The following is a 22,695-nucleotide window of genomic DNA, read 5'->3' as shown; positions in this document are numbered from 1 at the left end:
CGGCACCCCCCGCGAGACCCGCGTCAGCCCGACCGACGGCCCTGCACGAACCCGGCCGACCGCACGATCCCACCCGACGGGGGCCAACTGGGCGCATCCATTGGGCTGGTGGCTCCTGTCGACAGGGGGGCACGGCCCGGACGCGGGGCACTGGGTGCAGTCATCCATACAAACCGGACACCGAACACCGAACACCGGCCGAAGGCATGACCCGGCCGGATCAGGGCCAACTGCGCCCAGTCGACGGGCCGGTGGCACCCGCCGACCGTCCGACCCCGCTCGCACCGGCCCGGTGAGCTCAGCCGCCCGCCCGGCCGAAGGCAGCGAGCCGGCTCACCTGACCGTGCGGACGCGGCAGGCCTCGTAGCCCTGCCGGTTCGGCAACTCCCCTCACCGCGGCCACCCGGCGACCGGCCCGGCCTGCGCCGAAGTTCTCCCCCTCCCTCAGCGCACCCGGCATCGCACCGATCCTCCGTGCCCCCGCCCGCCGCGCCCGGGGACTCAGCCCTGATTCGCCTGCTGCCCCTCCCCCGCCTGTCCGGCCTGCCCTCTTCCAGGGCCGCCGCAACCGCCCTGGCCGCCGCCCATGCCGCCGCCGGGAGCCCCGCTCGGCATGCCCGAGGGGTTGCCGGACGGGGCCTTGCCGGTGGGCATGCCCGAGGGCGCGCCGGAGCGGGAGGGCATGCCGGACGGTGCTCCCGAAGGGCGGCCGGACGCGCCGCCGCTCGGCATGCCGGAGGGGCGGGTGCAGTTCCGGCCGTCGGAGGTGCCGCTGTCCGAGGACGTCGCGTCGCCCGAGCCGCAGGCCGCCAGCAGGGGCGCGAGGGCGAGGAGGGCGGCGGCGGGGACGAGCCGTGCGCGAGGATTCATGGGTAACTCCCTGTCGGATCGGGCGAGATGGTGGGTGGACGGCCCGCGGTGACCGCCGGTCGACGTGACAGGCCGGCGTCCCCCGGTGGGCGTCCACCGGTCGGGCCGCGCGCCCGTCGGCGGGGGCCGTTCGACGAAGCCGGGTGGCCGAGGCCGTCCGACGACAGGCCGGTCGGCCGGAGCGCCCGGCGCGCGGGCCGGTCGACGTCGGCCCGGCGTCGGCCGATGGACGAAGACGCGCGTGCGCACGTCCGTCGGCGAGGGCCGCCCCGGTCGGGCCGGCCGACGACAGCCGGTCGAGCGGTGGCCAGAGGACCAGATCCACGTAGGTCCGCGCTGTGCCGGAGCTGTGTCTTGCTGTGCGGACCCCCGTACGGCGGGGACGCGATCCCGCGCTCAACCCCCCGCGTACAGCGCGCCGATGGCCGTGGCCGTCGCGGCCAGCTCCGCACGGGCCGCGGCCGGGGCGAGGACCTCCACCGCGTCCCCGAAGGCCATCAGGGTCCGGGCCTCGCGCACGGAACCGTGGGAGAGCCGCGCCGTCACCCACTCACCGGTCCCGGTGTCCTCGGGCAGTTCGGTGAGGACGGCCGCGTTGAGGCGCACGAACATGTCCAGGTGGGAGCGGCGCACCCGGACCGTGATCTCGACGCCGCCGGGCCGCTCCTCGACCTGGCGGCGCAACACCTCCCAGACGTGGGCGAGTTCCACGCCGGGACGGCGGCGCACCGCGTCCGGCAGGAGGGCGGCCGCGCCGATCCTGTCGGCGCGGAACAGCCGCGGGGTGCCGCGCCGGTCGGCGACGAGGTACCAGACCCCGGCCTTGGAGACGAGCCCGTACGGGTCGACGGTGTACGTGCGGGGTTCGGGCTCCCCGCCGTGCCGGTAGCGCAGCCGTAGTCGTCGGTCGGTGAACACGGCGTCCTGCAACACGTCCAGGTCGACGGCGCGTTGAGGCCCGCCCTTCCAGCGGGTGGCGTCGACGAGGATGCGCCGGCCGGTGACCTCGGCGGCAGGCCGGAACGGCGCGGGCAGCGCGGCCATCACCTTGCGCAGGGCGGAGTCGAGCGCCACGTCCAGACCGAGCGCGGCGTGCGCGCCCTGCGCGGCCAGGATGAACAGCGCGCGGGACTCGTCGGCGGTCAGTCCGGTGACGTCCGTACGGAATCCGGCCAGCAGTTCGATGCCGCCGTGCCGGCCGCGCTCGGCGTAGACCGGGACCCCGGAGGTGGAGAGTGCCTCGACGTCCCGGTAGATGGTGCGCACCGACACCTCCAGGCGGTCGGCGAGTTCGTGGGCGGGGACCCGGCCCCGGGTCTGGAGCAGCAGGAGGATCGAGAGCAGGCGGTCGGACTTCACGGGCCCAGGATCGCGCTCACCCGATGACCCGGCAAATGCTGACGGGGGTTGTCAGGTTATGCGTCGACGGTAGGGGCACACCGAGACACGGAAGAGGTCGCTCATGAACGCCATGGACCCCCGCCCCCTGTACACCCGCGCCGCCGGCCGGATCGCCGAACTCATCGGGACCGTCCGGCCGGATCAGCTCTCCGGACCCACGCCGTGCGTCGGCTTCGACGTCCGTCTGCTGCTGTCGCACCTGGTCGGGGGGACCCGGCGGATCGCCGTGATCGGCGCGGGCGGCGACGGGCTCGCGGTGCGGCCGTACGTCGACGGCGTCCCGGACGACGGCTGGGTGGCCGCGTACGACGAGGCCAGGGCCGAGGTCCGGACGGCGTGGGCCGACGACGCGCGTCTGGAGGCGCTCGTGCGGGTGCCGTGGGGTGAGGCTCCCGGGCGCCAGGCCCTCGCCGGGTACGTCATGGAGGCGGTCGTCCACACCTGGGACCTGTCCGAGGCGCTCGGCAGGCCGCTCGAACTCGACCCGGAACTGGCCGAGTTCGCGCTCGCGACCGCCTGCCGGGTACTGCCCGAGGAGGGGCGCGAGGACCCCGAGCTGCCCTTCGACCCGGCGCTCACGGCGCCCGAGGGGGCCGACGCCTACGGCCGGCTGGCGGCCTGGACGGGCCGCCGGCCGTTCGTCACCGTGTGACCGGACGTCGGACCCGGCGGGGCCGCACTCCTTGACCGGAGATCGCACTCGGCCGAGCCGGACCCCGAGGTGGGCGCGTCGGCCGAGCCGCGCCGCGTCACGGAGTCCGCGGTCGGCCGGTCCCGCTCACGACCGGCGGTCCCGATCGGTCGAGCCGGGCCCCCCGACCGGAGCCCGGCTCGACCGGGTCGTACCCCCCGACGAAAGTCCTCGGTCAGCCGAGCCGTGCGCGCGCGAGCTGGCGGGACTGGGCGACCAGCCGGTCCGCGCTGTCCCACACCTCCGCGTCCTCCTCCAGGAAGCCGCCGGCGAGGTTGCGGGTGGTGATCGACACCCGCAGCGGGCCGGGGGCCGGACGGCAGCGCACGTGCACGGTCAGTTCGACGGTCGGCACCCAGCCGGACAGCCCGATCTCGAACGCCGTGGGCGGCAGCGCGTCGACGGCGAGGAGGAGCGAGAGCGGGTCGGCGTCACGGCCGTCGGCGAGCCCGAACCACGCCCGCATCTCGCCCTTCCCGGAGGGGGCGCCGAGGGCCCATCCCAGGGTCGCGGGGTCGAGCTTGAGGAAGAGCCGGTCGGTGATCGCCGAGCTGCCGGGGATCGGCGCGGGCGCGTCCTGCGGTCCGAAGCACTGGTCCATGGACGGGATCGCGGGCGGGCGCGCGGTCGTCCGGACGTCGTCGGGCAGCGCGTCGAGGTCGCCGTACGAGGCGAGGACACGGATCCGCTCGACCTCGCGGCCCTCGTCGTCGTACTGGAAGAGGGACGCCTGGCCCGTCGACAGCGTCCGGCCGGTACGGACGACGTCCGTGCGGACGACGGCGGGGCCCGGCTGGGACGCGGTGAGATAGTGCGCGGAGACCGTGAAGGGGTCGGAGTGCGGCAGGGCGTCGGCGAGCGCGCGGCCGAGGACGGCCAGCAGATAGCCGCCGTTGACGGCGGTGATGATCGTCCACCCGGCGGAGAGGTCCACGTCGTAGACGCCCGGGGCGCGCAGGGTGACCGCGGTGTCGCGGTCGAACTCGCTGTCGCCGATCGTGGCCCGTGTGGCCTGTACCGAAGCTGCTTCTGGCATGTCTGAACGGTACAACAGGAAATTACTAAGCGGTAGCTTTTACTGTTTCGGGAGGATGAACGCCCGTCGGCCCGCGCGGACCCCCTGCCGGGACACCGGCCGCCCCGAGGAGCCGGTCCGGTCCTCCGCACGACCGTCCAGGTGGGTGATCGTTCGCCATTTTCTCGGCAAGTGTCCGAAATCACCCGTGACCAATCGGTCCGGGTGTTCCTCTGACAGGACATGAGTCTCACCGGGACGCCCTTCCTCCTGACCACGATCGCGTTGTGTGCCGTCGCCCTCGTGCTGCCCCTGACCCTGTGGTCCCGGGTTCCCGGACCGGGGCCGGTGCGCGGCGCGGCGCGGCTGCTGATGCTGCTGTTGGCGCAGGCCACCGCGATCAGCGTGGTCTTCGTCCTGGTGAACAACGCGAACAGCCTCTACGACGACTGGGCCGACCTCCTCGGTACCGGCGACCACGTCGGCCGGGCCGCCGACCTCGGTGCGGACGGCACCGGCGGGATCGCGCCGGAGAGCCTGCCGCGGGTGCGGCAGACCTTCGAGCAGGCCGTCGGGCCGGGCATGCGGGAGGCGGGCGGGGTGCGCGTCACCGAGCTGAGGGGACGGGTCTCCGGCGTGAACGCCGAGGTCTACGTCTGGCTGCCGCCGCAGTACGGCGAACCCGCCTTCCGCCACCGCTCGTTCCCCGTCGTCGAGCTGCTTCCCGGCTACCCGGGCTCCGCGAGGGCCTGGTTCGGTTCGCTGAAGGTGCACCGCCAACTGGTGCCGCTGATGCGCGACGGGCGGGTGGCGCCCTTCATCCTGGTCGCGCCGCGCACCAACCTGCTGGCCCGGTCGGACACGGGCTGTGCGAACGTCCCCGGCACGGTCAACGCGGAGAGCTGGCTCAGCGTCGACGTGCCGAGGATGATCGGGGACAACTTCCGCGCCGAGGCCGCGCCCGACGGCTGGGCCACCGCCGGGTACTCGGCCGGGGCGCACTGCGCGACCAAGCTGGCCGTCGCCCACCCCGACCGCTACCGGGCCGCGGTCAGCATGTCCGGGTACAACGACCCGCGTGAGGAGCGCAGTTCGCTCGCCGGCCGGAACCCGGAGCTGCGCCTGCGGAACGATCCATCCGTCCGGCTCCGGGCCGACCGTGTCCCACCGCCGGTCGCGCTCTACTTCTCCGGCGAGTCCGGCGACGGATACGAGGCGGGCGCGGCGATCCAGCGGATCGCGAAGGCGCCGACGCAGGTGGATGTGGTGCTGCTGCCGCGCAGCGCGGGCGGCCACGACATGGGCCTGTGGCGGCCGCAGCTGCCGGAGGTGTTCCGCTGGCTGACGGACCGCTTCCGCACGCGGGCCGCCGCCGGCAGCGGGCCGGGCGCGCCCGGGGACGGCGTGAGCGGCCCCGGCGGCTCCGGCAACCTCGTGGAGACCGGCGACACCGAGCGCTCCCGGGACGTCGTCGGAGCCGGCCGGGTCAGGGGGTCTCTTCCTCGCTCACCGTCGAACGGCGGTTCCAGGCCCGCGGAGCACGCCAGTGGAACCGCATCGCGAGCAGCCGCAGCGCGAAGGCCGTGACCACGGCGAGGCCGCTGGTGAAGGGGGTGAGCGCGTCGTAGCGGATGCAGAGCGCCACCATGGTGGCGCCGACGATCGCGGGAACCGCGTAGAGGTCGCGGTCCCAGCGCAGCAGCGAGGGCACCTCGTTGGCGAGGACGTCCCTCAGCACACCGCCACCGACGGCGGTCGCGAGGCCGAGGGCGGCCGAGGCGGTGAGGCCGAGCCCGTAGTCGTACGCCTTCACGGTGCCCGTGACGCAGAACAGTCCCAGTCCGGCCGCGTCGAAGACGTTCACGCCGACCTGGATGCGCTCCACCTGGGGGTGCAGGAAGAACACGAGCAGGGCGGCGACGAACGGCGTGGTGAAGTACCCGAGGTCCGTGAAGGCGGCCGGGGGCACGGCGCCGATGATGATGTCGCGCAGCAGCCCTCCGCCCAGCGCGGTGATCTCCGCGAGAACGGCGATGCCGAAGACGTCGAAGTTCTTGCGGACGGCCAGCAGCGCGCCGGAGATCGCGAAGACGAAAATGCCGATCAGGTCGAGCGTGTGCTGGACGGAGGGGCTGAAGAGTTGCAGGAGCACCCCCACATTCTCACCTGTCGTGGGGCGTGCGCCTTACGAAGAAAGGTCTAGACGGCGGGCTTACCGGTGGTGAAGAGCCAGGTCTGGAAGAGGTCGTCGAGCTGCCGGCCCGAGATCCGCTCCGCGAGGGAGATGAAGTCGGCGGTGCTCGCGTTGCCGTAGCGGTGCAGTTTCGTCCAGGCGGGCAGCAGCTTGAAGAAGGCGGTGTCGCCGATGCGTTCGCGCAGCATCTGGAGGGTCATCGCGCCCCGCTGGTAGACGGCGGACGCGAACATCGTGTCTCGCTGCGGGTCGCCGACGGTGGTCTGCCAGAAGGAGGAGTCCGCGGGACGGGAGTCGTAGCCGGCGACGAACGAGTCGTGCGCGGAGCGGACGCCCTGGTGTTCCGACCACAGCCACTGCGCGTAGGTGGCGAAGCCCTCGTTCAGCCAGATGTCCTTCCAGTGGGCGACCGACACGGAGTCGCCGAACCACTGGTGGGCCAGCTCGTGCACGATGGTCGACTCCGAGCGCACCGCCGAGTACGCGGGCTTCGACTGGACTTCCAGCGAGAAGCCGGCCTGCGGCATGTCGTCGACGATCGCGCCGGTCTCCTCGAACGGGTACGGGCCGAAGACCTGGGACCAGTAGTCGGTGGCCGCGGCGGTGACGGCGTACACGTCGACGCTGTTGCTGTTCGCGAGCACCGGGTCGATGGCGACGTAGATGGGCGTCCCGGCGGGCGTCCGGCCCGTCTTCACGTCGAACTTCCCGATGGTCGCGGTCGCCAGGTAGGTGGCCATGGGCCGGCTCTCGCGCCAGTGCGTGACCGTGCTCGCGCCGTGGTCGCGGGTCGATATCAGGCGTCCGTTGGAGACACCCGTCAGGCCCTTGGGCGCGGTGATGCGTATGTCGTAGGTCGCCTTGTCGGACGGGTGGTCGCTGGAGGGGAACCAGGTGGAGGCGGCGTTGGGTTCGCAGGCGACGAAGACACCGTCGGTCGTCTTCATCCACCCGTAGTCGGAGCCGAACACGATCGGGCCGCTGAGCGCCTCGGGGACTCCGCCGTAGGTGACGGCGACCGTGAAGGTCCGGCCCTTGGCCAGCGGGCCCCGGGGGGTGACGCGGATCTCGTCGCCCGACCGCGTGAAGTGGGCGGGTCTGCCGTTCACCTCGACCTTGGTGACGTCCAGCTTCTGGAGGTCGAGGTCGAAGGAGGAGAGGCTCTGGGTGGCGCGGGCGGTGAGGGTGGTCCGGCCGTCGAGGCGGTCGGTGGCCGGGTCGTACGCCACGTCGAGGGCGTAGTGGCGGGCGTCGAAGCCGCCGTTGCCGAGCTGGGGGAAGTAGGTGTCACCGATGCCGTCGGCGCCCGGGGTGGGGGCGGAGGAGGCGGCGACAAGGAAGAAGGAGGCCGCCGCGGTGGCGAGGGCCCCTAAACGTGCCGAACGGGAGAGTGCCATTTCGCGTCCCTTTCGTACGTGTGCCGATCAGATTCGATCAGACGGACACGCAGGACTCTGCACTCTCCCGTTCGGGCATGTTCATGACTTTGCCAAGTCGTCACGGGCTGAAGGCCGGTGACTCCTGACAGCCGAGAACGCTACTTCTTGTCTTCCTCCGCCGCGTCGGCCGCCTCGGGGACCACAGCCGCCTCGGACGCCTCAGGCGCCTCGGCGACCGTGTCGTCCGCCGTGGGCTTCACGGGCTTCTCGGCGGGGACCGCCGAGAGCTCGGGCTCCGCCGCGGCGACGGGCGTCACCGCCGACTCCTTGAGCACCGCTTCGCCCACGAGCTCGACAGCCTCCCGCGCCGCCGACAGCAGCACGGTGTCCTGAGGAGCCTGGTCCGCGAAGTTCTCCGGGTGGTGGCAGGCGACCTGCTGACCGGGCTTCAGCTCGATGAGCGGCGGCTCGGTCGTCTTGCAGATCTCCGTGGCCTTCCAGCACCGGGTGTGGAACCGGCAGCCGCTCGGCGGCGAGATCGGCGAGGGAACGTCGCCCTTCAGCAGGATCCGTTCGCTCTTGGCGCCCCGGCGCTTGGGGTCCGGCACCGGCACGGCCGACATCAGGGCCTTGGTGTACGGGTGCATCGGCGCCTCGTACAGCGAGGAGCGGTCGGCGAGTTCGACGATCTTGCCGAGGTACATCACCGCGATGCGGTCCGAGACATGTCGGACGACGGAGAGGTCGTGCGCGATGATCACGTACGTGAGACCGAGCTCGGACTGCAGGTCGTCCATCAGGTTCACGACCTGCGCCTGGATCGACACGTCGAGGGCCGAGACCGGCTCGTCCGCCACGACCAGCTTCGGCTTCAGGGCGAGCGCGCGGGCGATGCCGATGCGCTGGCGCTGACCGCCGGAGAACTCGTGCGGGTAGCGGTTGAAGTGCTCGGGGCTCAGACCCACCAGCTCCAGGAGCCGCTGGACCTCCCGCTTCACCCCGCCCTCGGGCGTGACGCTCTGCAGCCGGAACGGCGCCGAGACGATCGAGCCGATGGTGTGGCGCGGGTTCAGCGACCCGTACGGGTCCTGGAAGATCATCTGGATGTCGCGGCGCAGCGGACGCATCCCCGAGGGCTTGAGCCGGGTGATGTCCTGGCCCTCGAACTCGATGCTGCCGCCGGTCGGGTCCTGGAGGCGGGTGATGACCCGGCCCATGGTCGACTTGCCGCAGCCGGACTCGCCGACGACGCCGAGCGTCTCGCCCTTGCGGACCTCGAAGTCGATGCCGTCGACCGCCTTGACCGCGGCGACCTGGCGCTGAAGAACACCCTTGCGGATGGGGAAGTGCTTCTTCAGTCCCTGGACCCGCAGCAGCACCTCGCGGTCGTCCCGCGACTTCGCGGAGGCCGCGCGGTCGTCGGACGCCGCTGCCTGCTGCGGGATCACCGCGTCGGCGGCGTCCGTCTTCTTCGTCTCACTCACAGCTTCGGCGCAATCTCTTCGGTCCAGATCCGCGTGCGGTCCTCCTGCGAGAGGTGGCAGGCGGTGTAGTGGCCGCTGCCGATCAGCTGCAGTTCGGGGCGCACGGTACGGGTGACATCGCCCTTGGGCAGGTCCGCGTACGGGCAGCGCGGGTGGAAGGCGCAGCCCGACGGGACGTTGATGAGGCTCGGCGGCTGACCCTTGACCGGGATGAGCCGGTCGGAGGTCTCACGGTCGATACGGGGCATCGAGCCGAGCAGACCCCAGGTGTAGGGGTGCTGCGGCTGCTCGAAGATCCGGTCGACGGTGCCGCGCTCCACACAGCGGCCGCCGTACATCACCAGCACCTCGTCGGCGATCTCGGCGACCACGCCGAGGTCGTGGGTGATGAGGACGACCGCGGAGCCGAACTCCTTCTGCAGGTCGCGGATGAGGTCGAGGATCTGCGCCTGGACGGTGACGTCGAGGGCGGTCGTCGGCTCGTCCGCTATGAGCAGCTCCGGGTTGTTGACGAGCGCCATGGCGATCATCGCGCGCTGCCGCATACCGCCGGAGAACTCGTGCGGGTAGCTGTCGGCGCGCTTGGCCGGCTCGGGGATGCCCACACGGTCGAGCATCTCGATCGCCCGCCGGCGGGCGGTCTTCTTGTCGACCTTGTGGTGGACGCGGTACGCCTCCACGATCTGGCTGCCGATCGTGTAGTACGGGTGCATCGCGGACAGCGGGTCCTGGAAGATCATCGCCATCTCGCGGCCGCGGAGCTTGCGCACCTCGTCCGGGTCGGCGTTGACCAGTTCCTTGCCGTCCAGCCAGATCTCGCCGGACATCTGGACGTTCTTGCCGCGTGCGCCGAGCCGGTGCAGGCCCATGATCGCCAGCGAGGTGACGGACTTCCCGGAGCCGGACTCGCCCACGATGGAGAGGGTCTTGCCCTTCTCCACCGAGAAGGTCAGGCCGTCGACGGACTTGACCAGACCGTCGTCGGTCGGGAAGTGCACCTTGAGGTCGCGCACTTCGAGGAAGGAGCGCGGGGCGTTCGAGGGGGAGGAGACGGGCTCGCCGACCGCGGCGCCGGTCTTGGACAGTTCGGTCACGAGAGCCTCACCCGCGGGTCGGCGGCTGCGTACAGCAGGTCCACCAGGAGATTTGCGATGACGACGAAGAAGGCGGCGAGGAGGGTCACGCCGAGGATCTTCGGGAGGTCGTTGTCGGTGATGCCCTGCACCGCGTACTGCCCGACACCGTGCAGCGAGAACACGGTCTCGGTGATCACGGCGCCGCCGAGCAGCAGACCGAGGTCCATGCCGAAGACGGTGATGATCGGGGTGAGAGCGGCGCGCAGTCCGTGCCGGACCACGACCTTGCCCTCGCGCAGACCCTTGGCGCGGGCCGTGCGGATGAAGTCCTCGTTCATCGTCTCCATCATGCCCGAACGGGTGAGCCGGGCGTAGATGGCGGAGTACAGCAGAGCGAGTGAACACCACGCCGGGAAGAGCGTGTTGGCCCACTGCGCCGGGTTCTCGGTCAATGGCACGTAGGTGGTGCCGAAGATCGGCCACTGGTAGGCGAAGAGCAGCAGGGCCAGGTTGCCCGTGAAGAACATGGGCAGCGAGACACCGGCGAGCGCGACGCCCATGAAGGCGCGGTCGAAGATCGAGCGGGGCTTGAGGGCGGAGATGACGCCGATGGTCACACCCGAGACCAGCCACAGGACGGCGGCGCCGCCGGCCAGCGAGAGAGTGATCGGAAGGCGGGAGGTGAGTTCCGGCCAGACCGCCTGGTGGGTCTTGAAGGAGTACCCGAAGCACGGCGCGCTGCAGTGTGCCGTGGTGGGGCCGAGGTCGTAGGTAGCGCCTGTGACGATCCCCTTGATGAAGTGCCAGTACTGGACGTAGACGGGCTGGTCCAGACCGAGGTTGTGCTTGACCGCGAAAATGTCGGCCTTCGACGGGCTCTTCCCGATGTACTGCTGAGCCAGCTGGTCGGGGGTCTGACCGGCCAGTCTGGGGAGCAGGAAGAAGATGGCGAAGGTGACCGCGGAGACGACCAGGAGCAGGATCGCTGCCGCTGCCGTCCGACGGAGGATGTACGAGATCACGGGGATCGGCGCTGGTGCCCGCGGGCCGTAAAGCCCGCGGGCACCAATGCCTTCACCTGCCTTCCGGGGCTACTACTTCTTCGTGGTGCCGATGTTGAGGTAGTCGTACTGACCGCTGAAGGCAGCCGTGGAGACCAGGTTCGTGGCGTACTTCGGACGGGCCAGGAGCACCTTGAAGTAGGTCAGCGGAACGAGGACGGCGTCGTCCATGGTCTTCTTGTCGATCTCGGTGTAGAGGCTGTTGCGCGCAGAGTCGTCCTGCGTGCCGATGGCCTTCTCGAGAAGCGAGTTGACGTCCTTGTTGTCGTACTGCGACAGGTTGGTGTTACCCGAGGCGCCGATGGCGCTGCCGTTCAGGATCTGCTGCAGGAAGCCGTAGCCGGAGGGCCAGTCGGCACCCCACTGCATCATGATCAGACCGATGTTGTTCTTCTCGGTGAACTTCGGGACACCCGCGTAGTCGGTGAAGTACTTGCCCGACGGGTACTGCTTCAGGCTGGCGTTGATGCCGACCGTCTTCAGCGAGTTGATGATCGCGGTGGCCGCGTCGATCTCCTGCGGGCGGTCGCTGCGCGCGGAGATGTTCGTGTTGATGGCCGTCTTGCCACAGGCCTTGAGCTGCTCCTTGGCCTTGGCCGCGTCACCCTTGTTGCCGGCGGACGCGTAGGCGTCGGCCTTGGCGTAGCCCGGGATGTCGGGCGGGAGAACGGTGGAGGCCACGTCGCCGCGGACCGGGCCGCCCTCGGCGGTCTGCACCGAGACCTTGTCGATCGCGAACTGCACGGCCTTGCGGCACTCGACCTTGTCGAACGGCTTCACCTTGGTGTTGATCGCCATGTAGACGAGACGGCCACCGTAGGTGTTGTCCGTGCCGGCCTTCTTGTCGGCCGAGCTGAGCAGCTGCGCCTGGGTCGCGGCCTGGACACCGCCGCCACCGAGGTCGATCGCGTCGCCCGCGAGGACGTCCTTGTCGATCGTCTCGGCGTTGACCTTCAGGTTGACGACGATCTTGGCCGGGTACTGCTTGCGCAGCGGGTCGGTCTTCGCGTCCCAGTCCTCGTTGCGCACGAGGACGGCCTGCTTGCCGTCCGAGTAGCTCTGGAACTTGTACGAGCCCGAGGACACGATGTTCTTGACGTAGTCGACGCCGTTGTCCTTCGCCTGCGGGACCGGAGCGGTCTGCGGCGAGGCGACCAGGTAGTCGAACTCCTGGAACGCGGTCTTCAGGTGGAAGACGACCGTGGTGTCGTCCGGGGTCTCGATGGACGAGAGGCCCTTGGCGCTCTTGTCCTTGTAGGGACCCTTGTACTTGTCGCCGCCCACGAGGAACTGCTGGAAGTAGTTCGGGCCGAGGGAGAGGACGTCACGCGCGAAGTTCGAACGCTCGACCGCGTACTTCACGTCCTTGGACGTGATCGCGGCGCCGTCCTGGTACTTCAGGCCCGAACGCAGCTTGTACGTCCAGGTCTTGCCGCCGTCGCTCGGGACACCCTTGCTCGCCGCGAGGTCGGGGACAAGGGTGTTGCCCTTCTCGCCGGCGCCGGGCTGGAACGTCATCAGCGGACGGGCGTACAGCCGGCTGAGGTTGTACATGTACGCGTAGTACGTGTTGCCCGGGTCGAAGGAGTCCGGGACATCGGAGTACTCGTACGTAACCGTGCCCCCCTTCTTCGTGGAGGCGTTGACGACGTCCGTGGTCGCTGCGTTGGCCCCAGCTGATTTGGTGGTGTCGTCGTTCTTGTTGTCATCGGCCTTGCTGCAGCCTGCAATAAGCAGACTCGCGGAGCCGATGGCCGCAACTGCGGCCAGCGCTGACCTTCGCATGATGGGTGGGTTCCCCTCCATTGTCGGAAACTCTTGGATCTCTCGGTGCGCGTCAGGCATCAGCGACTGCGCGGGTCGAGAGCGTCGCGGAGACCGTCACCCAGCAGGTTGAACGCCAGGACGGTCACGAAGATGGCGAGGCCGGGCACGATCATGAACTGCGGGTCGACCTCGTAGTAGGTGACCGCTTCACGGAGCATGCCGCCCCACGACGCCTGCGGGGGCTGGATGCCGACCCCGAGGAAGCTCAGGGACGCCTCGAAGAGGATGTTGGTCGGGATGAGCAGCGTCGAGTAGACGATGATCGGGCCGACCAGGTTGGGCAGCAGTTCCCGGAACAGGATGTACGGGCCCCTGGCCCCCATGCCCCGCGAGGCGTCCACGAACTCCCGCTCACGCAGGGCGAGCGTCTGGCCTCGGACGATACGGCCCAGGTAGGGCCAGTTGAAGAAGCCGATCACGAAGATCAGCACGCTCAGGTGGAGCGGGAGCCCTTCGAGGCCGAACGCGCCGCCCTGCAGGGTGGCGGAGATGGCGATCGCGAAGAGCAGGAGGGGGAAGGCGAGGAACGTGTCCATCAGGCGGCTGATGATCGCGTCGACGCGCCCGCCGTAGTAGCCCGCGACGACGCCGAGGATCGCGCCGATCACGTTCGACAGGATGGTGGCGCCGAAGGCGACCACCAGGGAGACCCAGGAACCCTCGAGGACACGGGTGGCGATGTCGCGCCCGAACTTCGGGTCGACGCCGAGCGGGTGGTCCCAGCTCATTCCGCCGAACCCGCCCTTGGGCAGCGAGGTGTTGGGGTCGATCAGGTCCTGGTGGAAGGCGTTCGGGTCCAGCCCGAGCATGGCCTGGACGGGCCGGGCGAGCACGGCCAGCAGGATGAGCAGCACGACGATGACACCGCCGGCGACCGCCACTCTGTCGCGCTTGAAGCGCGTCCAGGCGATCTGTCCCAGGGAACGACCCTCGATCTGCCCCTTGTCGACTCCGGCGAGCACAGCCTCTGGCTGAACTTCCGTCGCCGCCCCGGTGGTCTCGATCGGTGCGGTCACAGTGACCCGACCCTTCTCGCCGGTGGTGACCGGCCTACGCCTGCCGCTGTCTGCGGCTTGGTTCACTTGCTCGCCGGGAAGCCGGCCGCAGATGATGCGGCCCGATGACCCGGCTGATCGTTCGACTTGCACTCGCTCACGGAATCGATGACCCCGTGTCTGATGGGCGAGTCTTCAGTGCCGCCACGATCACGTGCCAGGTCTCATGGAGAAAGTATGCGCAACCGTGATGCTTGTAGGGGGATTCCGTTATCCGAACAGTGGGTAACGCGAGCCGGACGGGGGGCAGTTGGGCGCGAAGGGTCCACGCTGATCCTTTTGCCCTCAGACCGTCCCCAATCGGGACAACCACCCCATGCGCCTGCTCCCCCGCAGGTCAGCACCATCGTGCGTACGGCACTGGAAGGCCGCGCACGAGGTCATGATGCCAGCACCGCTCGCACGATCGTACGAGCGGTCCGGAATACGGGACGGCCTCAGTAGCCGCCGCGGGCCGGCGGATAGCCGTAGCCGCCCGCCACCGGGGCCTGCGCGGGGGCCGCGTGGGCCTCGCGGTCGTAGAACGGCCGGGCGTTGGCGCGCAGCCACATCGCGACCGGGTCGAACGCGTCCGACATCGCGACCGTCGAGACGGGCAGCCCCTCCGGGACGGCGCCGATCGACTGCTGCATCATGGCCCGCACCGAGTCGACGGCGGGCGGCGAGGTGTCGTACACGTCCAGGCCGATGGCGAGATACGGCGCCCCCAGCGCGGGCTGCACCCAGGCGCGGCGCAGCGAGCGCACGGCCGGGGTGAGATGGGCGTTCTGCGTGATCAGGGCGTAGAACTGCGGGATCTCGATGCCGGGTTCGGAGAGCCGGAGCGGGCCCGCCGGCTGGCGTTCCAGACCGGTGGCGATCCGGCGCAGATCGAGCCAGGGGATGCCGAGGCCGCCGCCGGGGGCGTGCGGATTCAGCCACAGACCGAAGTGGTCGGGGTAGAGGGTGCGGGCCACGTCCAGGCCGTCGACGACCTCGTACGAGCGGTTCCAGCCGCTGGCCGACAGTTCCTGGGCGGAGGTGACGCACGGCGCGTAACCGAAGCCGTCCACCTGCATGTTGCCGTACTGGGCGTCCGGGGAGCCGGCCTGGCCGTGCCAGAGGAGCATCCACACCTGGCCGGACGAGGGGGTCGTGAGCGCGCGAAGGAGCGCCTCGTAGGCGTCGTAACGCCCGGGCGTCACCTGGCGCAGCATGTGCTCGACCTGCCCGGCCGCGGCCGTGCCCGACGCGCTCACCCTTCAACCGCCCCTTCGCGAACAAATCACGACGAACTCATCCAATACGCCTGCGGTATCGGTGAGAACGTGCGTCAACACCTCGACCGGGCCATGAAACCAGCTTATGCGGCGAACGTCCTCCGCCGGGGGACGCCGTCGCGTGCTCCTTCCGTCACGGTGGGACGGCGCGTGCCTCCCGCGACCGGTCCCGAGGAGCGTCCGGCACGTGCGGAACGGGTGCCGCCCGACGGCCGGGCGGCGGGCGGCCGTTCAGTGACCTGCCTGGTAGAAGGGCCGGACCTGGGCGCGCATCCAGTCACCCACCGGGTCCTGCGTGACGTCGAGCAGCACCAGGTTCACCGGGATGTTCATCGGGACGCGGCCGAGGGCCCGGCCGAGGGCGTCGAGGGGGAGGGTGCGGGCCTCGCCCTCCCACAGCGAGAGTTCGACACCGATGAACATGACCGGGGCGTCGCCCTCGATGCTGGCCAGGCAGCGGCGGGCGCTCAGCACGACGCCGGTCCCGGCGAACTCCGCCGAGGCCGCGGCGAGGAAGTCCACCGGATCCTCCTGCCAGTCCGGCTCGAACAGCCGCACCCGGCCGCCGCTCGCCGGTCCGTCCAGCGGGGTGCGCCCGGCCCGGCACAGGTCGGCGACGGCGATCGGCGGCAGGGGCACACCGACCACGCCGTCCGGGTTGACCGCGATACCGACCTGCGGCGGGAGTCCGCGCGCGAACTCCGCGGCGGGCGCGATGGTGAACGACATGTGGCCGCCGGTGACCTGCCGGAACTGTTCCTCCGAGCTGAAGACGGGCACGTACACCTGGCCTTCGAGCTCCATCGTGGGCAGATCGAGCGGGCCGCTCTCGGGGCCGCCGCCGCTGGGCAGCGGCACCCAGACGAAGCTGCGGCCGAGCACCTCGACGATGCGGGCGCCCGCCGAGGCCGCACCGCCCATGCCGAGGGCCGCGGACAGCACCTCCTCCAGCTCGTTGCCGGGCCAGCCGCCGTGCGGATGGGGGTGTGCCTGTGCCGGGAAGTCCATCTGTCTCTACCGCCTGCTTCGAACCACTGTTCCGGCTGGAAAGGTTAATGGGACGAGACGGCCGGTCAGTGGCCGAAGTCGATCCTGCGCAGCACGTCCGCCGCGTCCCGGTCGAGAAGGACCGCTGAGCCGCACCCCTCGGGGAGGTCGCCCCGCTCCACGGAACGCAGCAGCCGGGCGACCGCGCCGCGGTGGCGCGCGAACGCGTAGCGCGAGACGCCCCGGCCGCGCTCGCGCTGACCGTCCAGCGCGGTGTCCGCCGCGACGTCGAGCAGCAGCAGGTGCAGGGCGCCGCCCCGGCGGCGGGCCTCACGGGCGAGCCAGCGGCGCACCCAGGCCTGGGTGCCGCAGTCGTGCACGACGACTCCGCCCGCGCCGCGCAGTGCCCGGCGCAGGCCGGCGTAGTGCGCGAGGCGGACGAGGGGGCGGTACACCGCGTACGGCAGCAGGCGGGCCATCCGGCCGTCCCAGCGGTCACGGGTGTCCTGCGAGTCGACGCGCTCGCCCTCGACGGCCCGGCGCATCAGCGTCGACTTGCCGCTGCCGGGCAGTCCGGTGACCACGACGAGGTCGCGGGTTCCGAAGCGCAAACCGTGCGGGCTGTGCCCCGCGCGGTCCCTGAGATCCCGGACGACGGCCGCCGGGAGCGGGCCGCACGCCTCCCGGGCCGGCGCTCCGGGCTGCTCGGGCAGCGCGAGACCCGAGGTCGTCGCGTACACCGTGGTCCTGTTCACCGTGGCCGTCCTCCCCTTGGCTGTGGAGCCCCATCCCCGTCGAGTGTAAAGAGAAGGTAATGCGCGGCGCTTCCCGTTTCGGTGAGCGGACTGCCACAGCACGGTTACAGATGCGGACTGCCCTGATCGGACGGGGCGTGCAATGATGGCCGCGCCAACTGCATACCGGCCGCTTGAATCCGCGCGGGAGAGTCCTGGGTACGTGTACCCGGGCGCCGAAGGAGCAAGTCCCTCCCTTGAATCTCTCAGGCCCCGTTACCGCGCGGGCGAGGCACATCTGAAAAGCGGGCCGCTCTCCAGTGGCTCCACCCAAGGTGCAAGTCAGGACCACCGTTTCGCGGGGTCGTGATGAACCTCTCAGGTTCCGATGACAGATGGGGAGGAACGACCTCGCCGTCATGCCTTGGGAGCCCCACCGATGAGCAGCAACACCCCCCGTCTCACCGCGCTCGACGCCCTGCACCGCTCGCTGGGCGCGACGATGACCGACTTCGCCGGCTGGGACATGCCGCTGCGCTACGGGTCGGAGCGCGACGAGCACCTCGCCGTCCGCACGAAGGCCGGCCTCTTCGACCTCTCGCACATGGGCGAGATCACCGTCACCGGCCCGCAGGCGGCCGAGCTGCTCGCCTTCGCGCTGGTCGGCAACATCGCCACCGTGGGCGTCGGCCGCGCCCGCTACACGATGATCTGCCAGGAGGACGGCGGCATCCTGGACGACCTGATCGTCTACCGGCTGGCCGAGCACGAGTTCATGGTCGTGGCGAACGCCTCCAACGCCCAGGTGGTGCTGGACGCGCTGACCGGGCGCGCCGCCGGTTTCGACGCGGTCGTGCGCGACGACCGTGACGCGTACGCGCTGATCGCCGTGCAGGGCCCCGAGTCCCCCGGCATCCTCAAGTCGCTGACCGACGCGGACCTGGACGGCCTGAAGTACTACGCGGGACTGCCGGGCACCGTCGCCGGCGTCCCGGCGCTGATCGCCCGTACCGGCTACACGGGCGAGGACGGTTTCGAGCTGTTCGTCGCGCCCGCCGACGCCGAGAAGGTGTGGCAGGCGCTGACCGACGCGGGTACCCCCGTCGGGCTGATCCCGTGCGGTCTGTCCTGCCGCGACACGCTGCGCCTGGAGGCGGGCATGCCGCTGTACGGGCACGAGCTGACTACCTCGCTGACCCCCTTCGACGCCGGTCTCGGGCGGGTCGTGAAGTTCGAGAAGGAGGGCGACTTCGTGGGGCGCGCCGCGCTCCAGGAGGCCGCCGAGCGTGCCGAGCAGAACCCGCCGCGGGTCCTGGTCGGCCTGATCGCCGAGGGGCGTCGTGTACCGCGCGCCGGGTACCCGGTCGTCGCCGGCGGCCAGGTCGTCGGCGAGATCACCTCCGGCGCCCCCTCGCCCACGCTGGGCAAGCCGATCGCGATGGCGTACGTCGACGCCGCGCACGCCGCGCCGGGCACCGCCGGTGTCGGTGTGGACATCCGGGGCACCCACGAGCCCTACGAGGTCGTGGCGCTGCCCTTCTACAAGCGCCGGAAGTGACACTGGTCCGCACCGGCAGGCCGTCACACCGGTCCGCCGCGCGGGCCGCACACGACACGGGTCCGCACGGACCACGGGTCACCCGGCCCGGCGGGCACCGACGGCACTCCCGGGCGGGCTCGTCCGGACGACCGACTCCCCCCTTTCATCAGCACTCCCCCGCGTACAGGAGAATTCAGGCCATGAGCAACCCCCAGCAGCTCCGCTACAGCAAGGAGCACGAGTGGCTGTCCGTCGCCGAGGACGGCGTCGCGACCGTGGGCATCACCGAGTTCGCGGCGAACGCGCTCGGCGACGTCGTCTACGCCCAGCTTCCCGAGGTCGGTGACACGGTGACCGCGGGCGAGTCCTGCGGTGAGCTGGAGTCGACCAAGTCGGTCAGCGACCTGTACTCCCCCGTGGGCGGCGAGGTCGTCGAGGCGAACCAGGACGTGGTGGACGACCCGTCGCTGGTGAACTCGGCCCCCTTCGAGGGCGGCTGGCTGTTCAAGGTCCGCGTCGCCGACGAGCCCGAGGACCTGATGTCCGCCGACGAGTACGCCGCCTTCACCGCCGGCTGAGGAGTCACCGCATGTCGCTTCTGAACACCCCCCTGCACGAGCTGGACCCGGACGTCGCGGCCGCCGTCGACGCCGAGCTGCACCGCCAGCAGTCCACCCTGGAGATGATCGCCTCGGAGAACTTCGCTCCGGTGGCGGTCATGGAGGCCCAGGGTTCGGTCCTGACGAACAAGTACGCCGAGGGCTACCCCGGCCGCCGCTACTACGGCGGCTGCGAGCACGTCGACGTCGTCGAGCAGATCGCCATCGACCGGGTGAAGGCGCTGTTCGGCGCCGAGCACGCCAACGTGCAGCCGCACTCGGGCGCCCAGGCCAACGCCGCCGCGATGTTCGCGCTGCTCAAGCCGGGCGACACGATCATGGGTCTGAACCTGGCGCACGGCGGGCACCTCACCCACGGCATGAAGATCAACTTCTCCGGCAAGCTCTACGACGTGGTCGCGTACCACGTGGACGACGAGACCGGTCAGGTCGACATGGCCGAGGTCGAGCGCCTCGCCAAGGAGTCGCGCCCGAAGCTGATCATCGCCGGCTGGTCCGCCTACCCGCGTCAGCTGGACTTCGCCGCGTTCCGCCGGATCGCCGACGAGGTCGGCGCGTACCTCATGGTCGACATGGCGCACTTCGCCGGTCTGGTGGCCGCGGGCCTGCACCCGAACCCGGTGCCGCACGCCCACGTCGTCACGACGACCACCCACAAGACGCTCGGCGGTCCCCGCGGCGGCGTGATCCTCTCGACGGCCGAGCTGGCCAAGAAGATCAACTCCGCGGTCTTCCCCGGTCAGCAGGGCGGTCCGCTGGAGCACGTGATCGCGGCCAAGGCCGTCTCCTTCAAGGTCGCCGCCACCGACGACTTCAAGGAGCGCCAGCAGCGCACGCTGGACGGCGCGCGCATCCTGGCCGAGCGCCTGGTCCAGGATGACGCGAAGGCCGTGGGCGTGGACGTGCTGTCCGGCGGCACGGACGTGCACCTGGTCCTCGTCGACCTGCGCAACTCCGCGCTGGACGGGCAGCAGGCCGAGGACCGCCTCCACGAGGTCGGCATCACGGTCAACCGCAACGCCGTCCCGAACGACCCGCGCCCGCCGATGGTCACCTCCGGCCTGCGCATCGGCACGCCGGCGCTCGCCACCCGCGGCTTCACGACCGAGGACTTCACCGAGGTCGCCGACATCATCGCCGAGGCGCTCAAGCCGTCCTACGACGCCGAGGGCCTCAAGGCCCGGGTGTCCGCTCTGGCCGACAAGCACCCGCTGTACCCCGGCCTGAAGTAGTTTCGTACGCTTCAGGCCGTACGTTTTTGTTCGTACGTTTTTCCCGCGTACGGTTTTTGTTCGTACGGTTCGTTCCGTACGGGCGTCCGGGGCACCGCGCACACTGGAAGCAGCGCGGTGCCCCGTCCCATGCAGTCCCGCACCACCCCCGCCGGACAACGGCGTCCGGCGAAACCACCAAGGAGTTCCCCGTGGCCCTCTCGGTCTTCGACCTGTTCTCGATCGGCATCGGCCCGTCCAGCTCCCACACGGTGGGCCCGATGCGCGCCGCGCGCATGTTCGCCCGGCGGCTGCGCAACGAGGAGCTGCTGGCCCCGGTGACCTCGATACGCGCCGAGCTGTACGGCTCGCTGGGCGCGACCGGCCACGGCCACGGCACCCCCAAGGCGGTGCTGCTGGGGCTGGAGGGCGCCTCGCCCCGCACGGTCGACGTGGAGGGCGCCGACGACCGCGTGGAGCAGATCAGGACGTCCGGGCGGATCAACCTGCTCGGCGAGCACGAGATCGACTTCTCCTTCGACGACGACCTGATCCTGCACCGCCGCAAGGCCCTGCCGTACCACGCGAACGGCATGACGATCTTCGCCTACGACGCCGAGGGCGGCCTCGTCCTGGAGAAGACGTACTACTCGGTGGGCGGCGGCTTCGTCGTCGACGAGGACGCCGTCGGCGAGGACCGGATCAAGCTCGACGACACCGTCCTGAAGTACCCGTTCCGCACGGGTGACGAGCTGCTGCGGCTGACGAAGGAGACCGGCCTGTCGATCTCCGCCCTGATGCTGGAGAACGAGCGGGCCTGGCGCACCGAGGAGGAGATCCGCGAGGGCCTTCTCGCCATCTGGCGTGTGATGCAGGCGTGCACCTCCCGCGGCATGTCCCGCGAGGGCATCCTGCCGGGCGGTCTCAAGGTCCGCCGGCGCGCCGCCGTCTCGGCCCGCCAGCTGCGCGCCGAGGGCGATCCGCTGGCCCACGCGATGGAGTGGATCACCCTCTACGCGATGGCGGTCAACGAGGAGAACGCCGCGGGCGGCCGGGTGGTGACCGCTCCGACCAACGGCGCGGCCGGCATCATCCCGGCGGTGCTGCACTACTACATCAACTTCGTGCCGGGCGCCGACGAGGACGGCGTCGTACGGTTCCTCCTCGCGGCCGGTGCCATCGGCATGCTCTTCAAGGAGAACGCGTCCATCTCCGGCGCCGAGGTCGGCTGCCAGGGCGAGGTCGGCTCGGCCTGCTCGATGGCGGCCGGCGCGTTCGCCGAGGTCCTCGGCGGCAGCCCCGAGCAGGTGGAGAACGCCGCCGAGATCGGCATGGAGCACAACCTCGGCCTGACCTGCGACCCGGTCGGCGGCCTGGTGCAGATCCCCTGCATCGAGCGCAACGGCATGGCCGCCGTGAAGGCCGTGACCGCCGCGAAGATGGCGATGCGCGGCGACGGCTCCCACAAGGTCTCCCTCGACAAGGTCATCAAGACCATGAAGGAGACCGGCGCCGACATGAGCGTCAAGTACAAGGAAACGGCCCGGGGCGGGCTCGCGGTGAACATCATCGAGTGCTGATCGCGCACGCCGGGTACGGGTCGCTCCTCCGTACGAGGGTGACAAGGGTGAAGTCGGGGAACTCGAAAGGCAGTTGTTCCCCACGAACCCCGGGCACCACTCTGTGTGGCCCGCCCCCTGCACGGAGGCTCCCCTCATGCTGCGAGGCATCGACGTCAGCGCCTATCAGTCGTCCGCGTACGGAACCGACGGTCTGTCGTTCGTCTTCATCAAGGCGACCGAAGGCCGCTCGTACGTCAATCCGAAGCTCGCCGCCCAGGTGAAGACGGCTCGCGACGCCGGCTGCGTCGTGGGCTTCTACCACTTCCTGTGGCCCGGCGACATCACCGCCCAGGCCGAGTACTTCGTCGGCAAGGCTCCCGAGAAGGCGGGCGACGTGCTCGCCGTCGACTGGGAGACCACCGGCGAGGGCACCCACGCGAGCAACGCGGAGAAGGACCGCTTCATCCGCAAGGTGAAGGAGCTTCGTCCGCACAACCGGGTGGTGCTCTATACGAACCGGAACTTCTGGCTGAACATCGACACCACGTCGTACGCAGGCGACGGTCTCTGGATCGCCGACTACGTCTCCGCGGGCAAGCCCCGCATCAAGGCGAAGTGGCGCTTCCACCAGTACACCTCCGACCCGGTGGACAAAAACGTGGCGGACTTCGCGAGCAAGGCCGCGCTGCGCACCTGGGCCGGCGGGGCGTAGGCCGAGCGGAAGGAAGA

The 22,695-nt window shown here is 70.5% G+C and carries 20 protein-coding genes and 1 riboswitch; of the genes, 7 read left to right on the top strand and 13 right to left on the bottom strand.

From position 1 onward, the window contains the following. Positions 1-501: 501 nt before the first annotated feature. Together ACIRQH_RS30775 and ACIRQH_RS30770 are read right to left on the bottom strand one after the other, a co-directional pair. Positions 502-870: a hypothetical protein gene (locus ACIRQH_RS30775; RefSeq protein WP_404227956.1), complete on the bottom strand. Its 369-nt coding sequence runs from the start codon at positions 868-870 to the stop codon at positions 502-504. Positions 871-1,266: 396 nt separating this feature from the next. Next, the gene (locus tag ACIRQH_RS30770; RefSeq protein ID WP_388932951.1) at positions 1,267-2,229 is read right to left on the bottom strand and encodes a helix-turn-helix transcriptional regulator; all 963 of its coding nucleotides are present in this window, start codon (positions 2,227-2,229) and stop codon (positions 1,267-1,269) included. 103 nt (positions 2,230-2,332) lie between these two features. Here ACIRQH_RS30770 and ACIRQH_RS30765 point away from each other — a divergent pair, with 103 nt between their 5' ends. Then, the gene (locus ACIRQH_RS30765; protein ID WP_388869991.1) at positions 2,333-2,923 is read left to right on the top strand and encodes a TIGR03086 family metal-binding protein; all 591 of its coding nucleotides are present in this window, start codon (positions 2,333-2,335) and stop codon (positions 2,921-2,923) included. Positions 2,924-3,137: 214 nt separating this feature from the next. Here the strand turns inward: ACIRQH_RS30765 and ACIRQH_RS30760 are convergent, their stop codons facing one another. Continuing rightward, positions 3,138-3,998: a thioesterase family protein gene (locus ACIRQH_RS30760; protein WP_358818998.1), complete on the bottom strand. Its 861-nt coding sequence runs from the start codon at positions 3,996-3,998 to the stop codon at positions 3,138-3,140. 222 nt (positions 3,999-4,220) lie between these two features. Between ACIRQH_RS30760 and ACIRQH_RS30755 the strand changes: the two genes are divergently transcribed. Further along, positions 4,221-5,564 carry an alpha/beta hydrolase gene (locus ACIRQH_RS30755; protein ID WP_388869996.1) on the top strand — a complete coding sequence of 448 codons (1,344 nt, stop codon included), beginning with the start codon at positions 4,221-4,223 and terminating at the stop codon, positions 5,562-5,564. On the opposite strand, the gene ACIRQH_RS30750 is transcribed toward ACIRQH_RS30755, so the two are convergent. The 10 genes from ACIRQH_RS30750 to ACIRQH_RS30705 form a co-directional block, all read right to left on the bottom strand. Continuing rightward, entirely contained in the window at positions 5,464-6,129 is a 666-nt protein-coding gene (locus ACIRQH_RS30750; RefSeq protein WP_358818996.1) for a trimeric intracellular cation channel family protein, read from the bottom strand. The two genes, ACIRQH_RS30755 and ACIRQH_RS30750, sit on opposite strands and share 101 nt — an antisense overlap. A 47-nt stretch (positions 6,130-6,176) precedes the next feature. Beyond that, on the bottom strand, positions 6,177-7,568 hold the full coding sequence (locus ACIRQH_RS30745; RefSeq protein ID WP_358818995.1) for a M1 family metallopeptidase: 1,392 nt from the start codon (positions 7,566-7,568) through the stop codon (positions 6,177-6,179). A 140-nt stretch (positions 7,569-7,708) separates the two neighbouring features. Continuing rightward, complete coding sequence (locus tag ACIRQH_RS30740) at positions 7,709-9,034, bottom strand: ABC transporter ATP-binding protein (RefSeq protein ID WP_404227950.1); 1,326 nt, start codon at positions 9,032-9,034, stop codon at positions 7,709-7,711. Then, the gene (locus tag ACIRQH_RS30735; protein WP_358818993.1) at positions 9,031-10,128 is read right to left on the bottom strand and encodes an ABC transporter ATP-binding protein; all 1,098 of its coding nucleotides are present in this window, start codon (positions 10,126-10,128) and stop codon (positions 9,031-9,033) included. Before ACIRQH_RS30735 ends, ACIRQH_RS30740 begins: the two co-directional genes overlap by 4 nt. Continuing rightward, complete coding sequence (locus ACIRQH_RS30730; RefSeq protein WP_355867562.1) at positions 10,125-11,132, bottom strand: ABC transporter permease; 1,008 nt, start codon at positions 11,130-11,132, stop codon at positions 10,125-10,127. The genes ACIRQH_RS30735 and ACIRQH_RS30730 overlap by 4 nt, the downstream gene beginning before the upstream one ends. A gap of 72 nt (positions 11,133-11,204) precedes the next feature. Beyond that, the gene (locus ACIRQH_RS30725; RefSeq protein ID WP_404227946.1) at positions 11,205-12,977 is read right to left on the bottom strand and encodes an ABC transporter substrate-binding protein; all 1,773 of its coding nucleotides are present in this window, start codon (positions 12,975-12,977) and stop codon (positions 11,205-11,207) included. Between the two features lie 38 nt (positions 12,978-13,015). Beyond that, entirely contained in the window at positions 13,016-14,014 is a 999-nt protein-coding gene (locus ACIRQH_RS30720) for an ABC transporter permease (RefSeq protein ID WP_358818991.1), read from the bottom strand. Positions 14,015-14,490: 476 nt separating this feature from the next. Continuing rightward, a complete protein-coding gene (locus tag ACIRQH_RS30715; protein WP_358818990.1) occupies positions 14,491-15,291 on the bottom strand; it encodes an enhanced serine sensitivity protein SseB C-terminal domain-containing protein in 801 nt (266 codons plus the stop codon). A gap of 252 nt (positions 15,292-15,543) precedes the next feature. Then, a complete protein-coding gene (locus ACIRQH_RS30710) occupies positions 15,544-16,320 on the bottom strand; it encodes an enhanced serine sensitivity protein SseB (RefSeq protein ID WP_358818989.1) in 777 nt (258 codons plus the stop codon). A gap of 65 nt (positions 16,321-16,385) precedes the next feature. After that, positions 16,386-17,054, bottom strand: coding sequence for an AAA family ATPase (locus tag ACIRQH_RS30705; protein ID WP_404227943.1), 669 nt, complete (start codon positions 17,052-17,054; stop codon positions 16,386-16,388). 174 nt (positions 17,055-17,228) lie between these two features. After that, positions 17,229-17,325: riboswitch (glycine riboswitch) on the top strand. A gap of 147 nt (positions 17,326-17,472) precedes the next feature. On the opposite strand from ACIRQH_RS30705, the gene gcvT reads away from it, so the two are divergent. The 5 genes from gcvT to ACIRQH_RS30680 all read left to right on the top strand — a co-directional run bounded on the left by gcvT (position 17,473) and on the right by ACIRQH_RS30680 (position 22,678). Continuing rightward, the gene (gene gcvT, locus ACIRQH_RS30700; protein ID WP_358818987.1) at positions 17,473-18,591 is read left to right on the top strand and encodes a glycine cleavage system aminomethyltransferase GcvT; all 1,119 of its coding nucleotides are present in this window, start codon (positions 17,473-17,475) and stop codon (positions 18,589-18,591) included. A gap of 182 nt (positions 18,592-18,773) precedes the next feature. After that, a complete protein-coding gene (gene gcvH, locus ACIRQH_RS30695; RefSeq protein WP_081219542.1) occupies positions 18,774-19,151 on the top strand; it encodes a glycine cleavage system protein GcvH in 378 nt (125 codons plus the stop codon). A gap of 11 nt (positions 19,152-19,162) precedes the next feature. Beyond that, on the top strand, positions 19,163-20,425 hold the full coding sequence (glyA, locus tag ACIRQH_RS30690; protein ID WP_388870014.1) for a serine hydroxymethyltransferase: 1,263 nt from the start codon (positions 19,163-19,165) through the stop codon (positions 20,423-20,425). 191 nt (positions 20,426-20,616) lie between these two features. Further along, positions 20,617-21,984: an L-serine ammonia-lyase gene (locus ACIRQH_RS30685; RefSeq protein WP_358818985.1), complete on the top strand. Its 1,368-nt coding sequence runs from the start codon at positions 20,617-20,619 to the stop codon at positions 21,982-21,984. A 136-nt stretch (positions 21,985-22,120) separates the two neighbouring features. Further along, positions 22,121-22,678, top strand: a complete 558-nt coding sequence (locus ACIRQH_RS30680) for a glycoside hydrolase family 25 protein (protein ID WP_358818984.1) — start codon at positions 22,121-22,123, stop codon at positions 22,676-22,678. Positions 22,679-22,695 lie beyond the last annotated feature (17 nt).

Source organism: Streptomyces sp. NPDC102279, assembly GCF_044766365.1.
In the GTDB taxonomy this organism is placed as follows: domain Bacteria; phylum Actinomycetota; class Actinomycetes; order Streptomycetales; family Streptomycetaceae; genus Streptomyces.
Note: the sequence above shows the minus strand (reverse complement) of the source record. Positions and strands in the feature narration are given on the sequence as shown.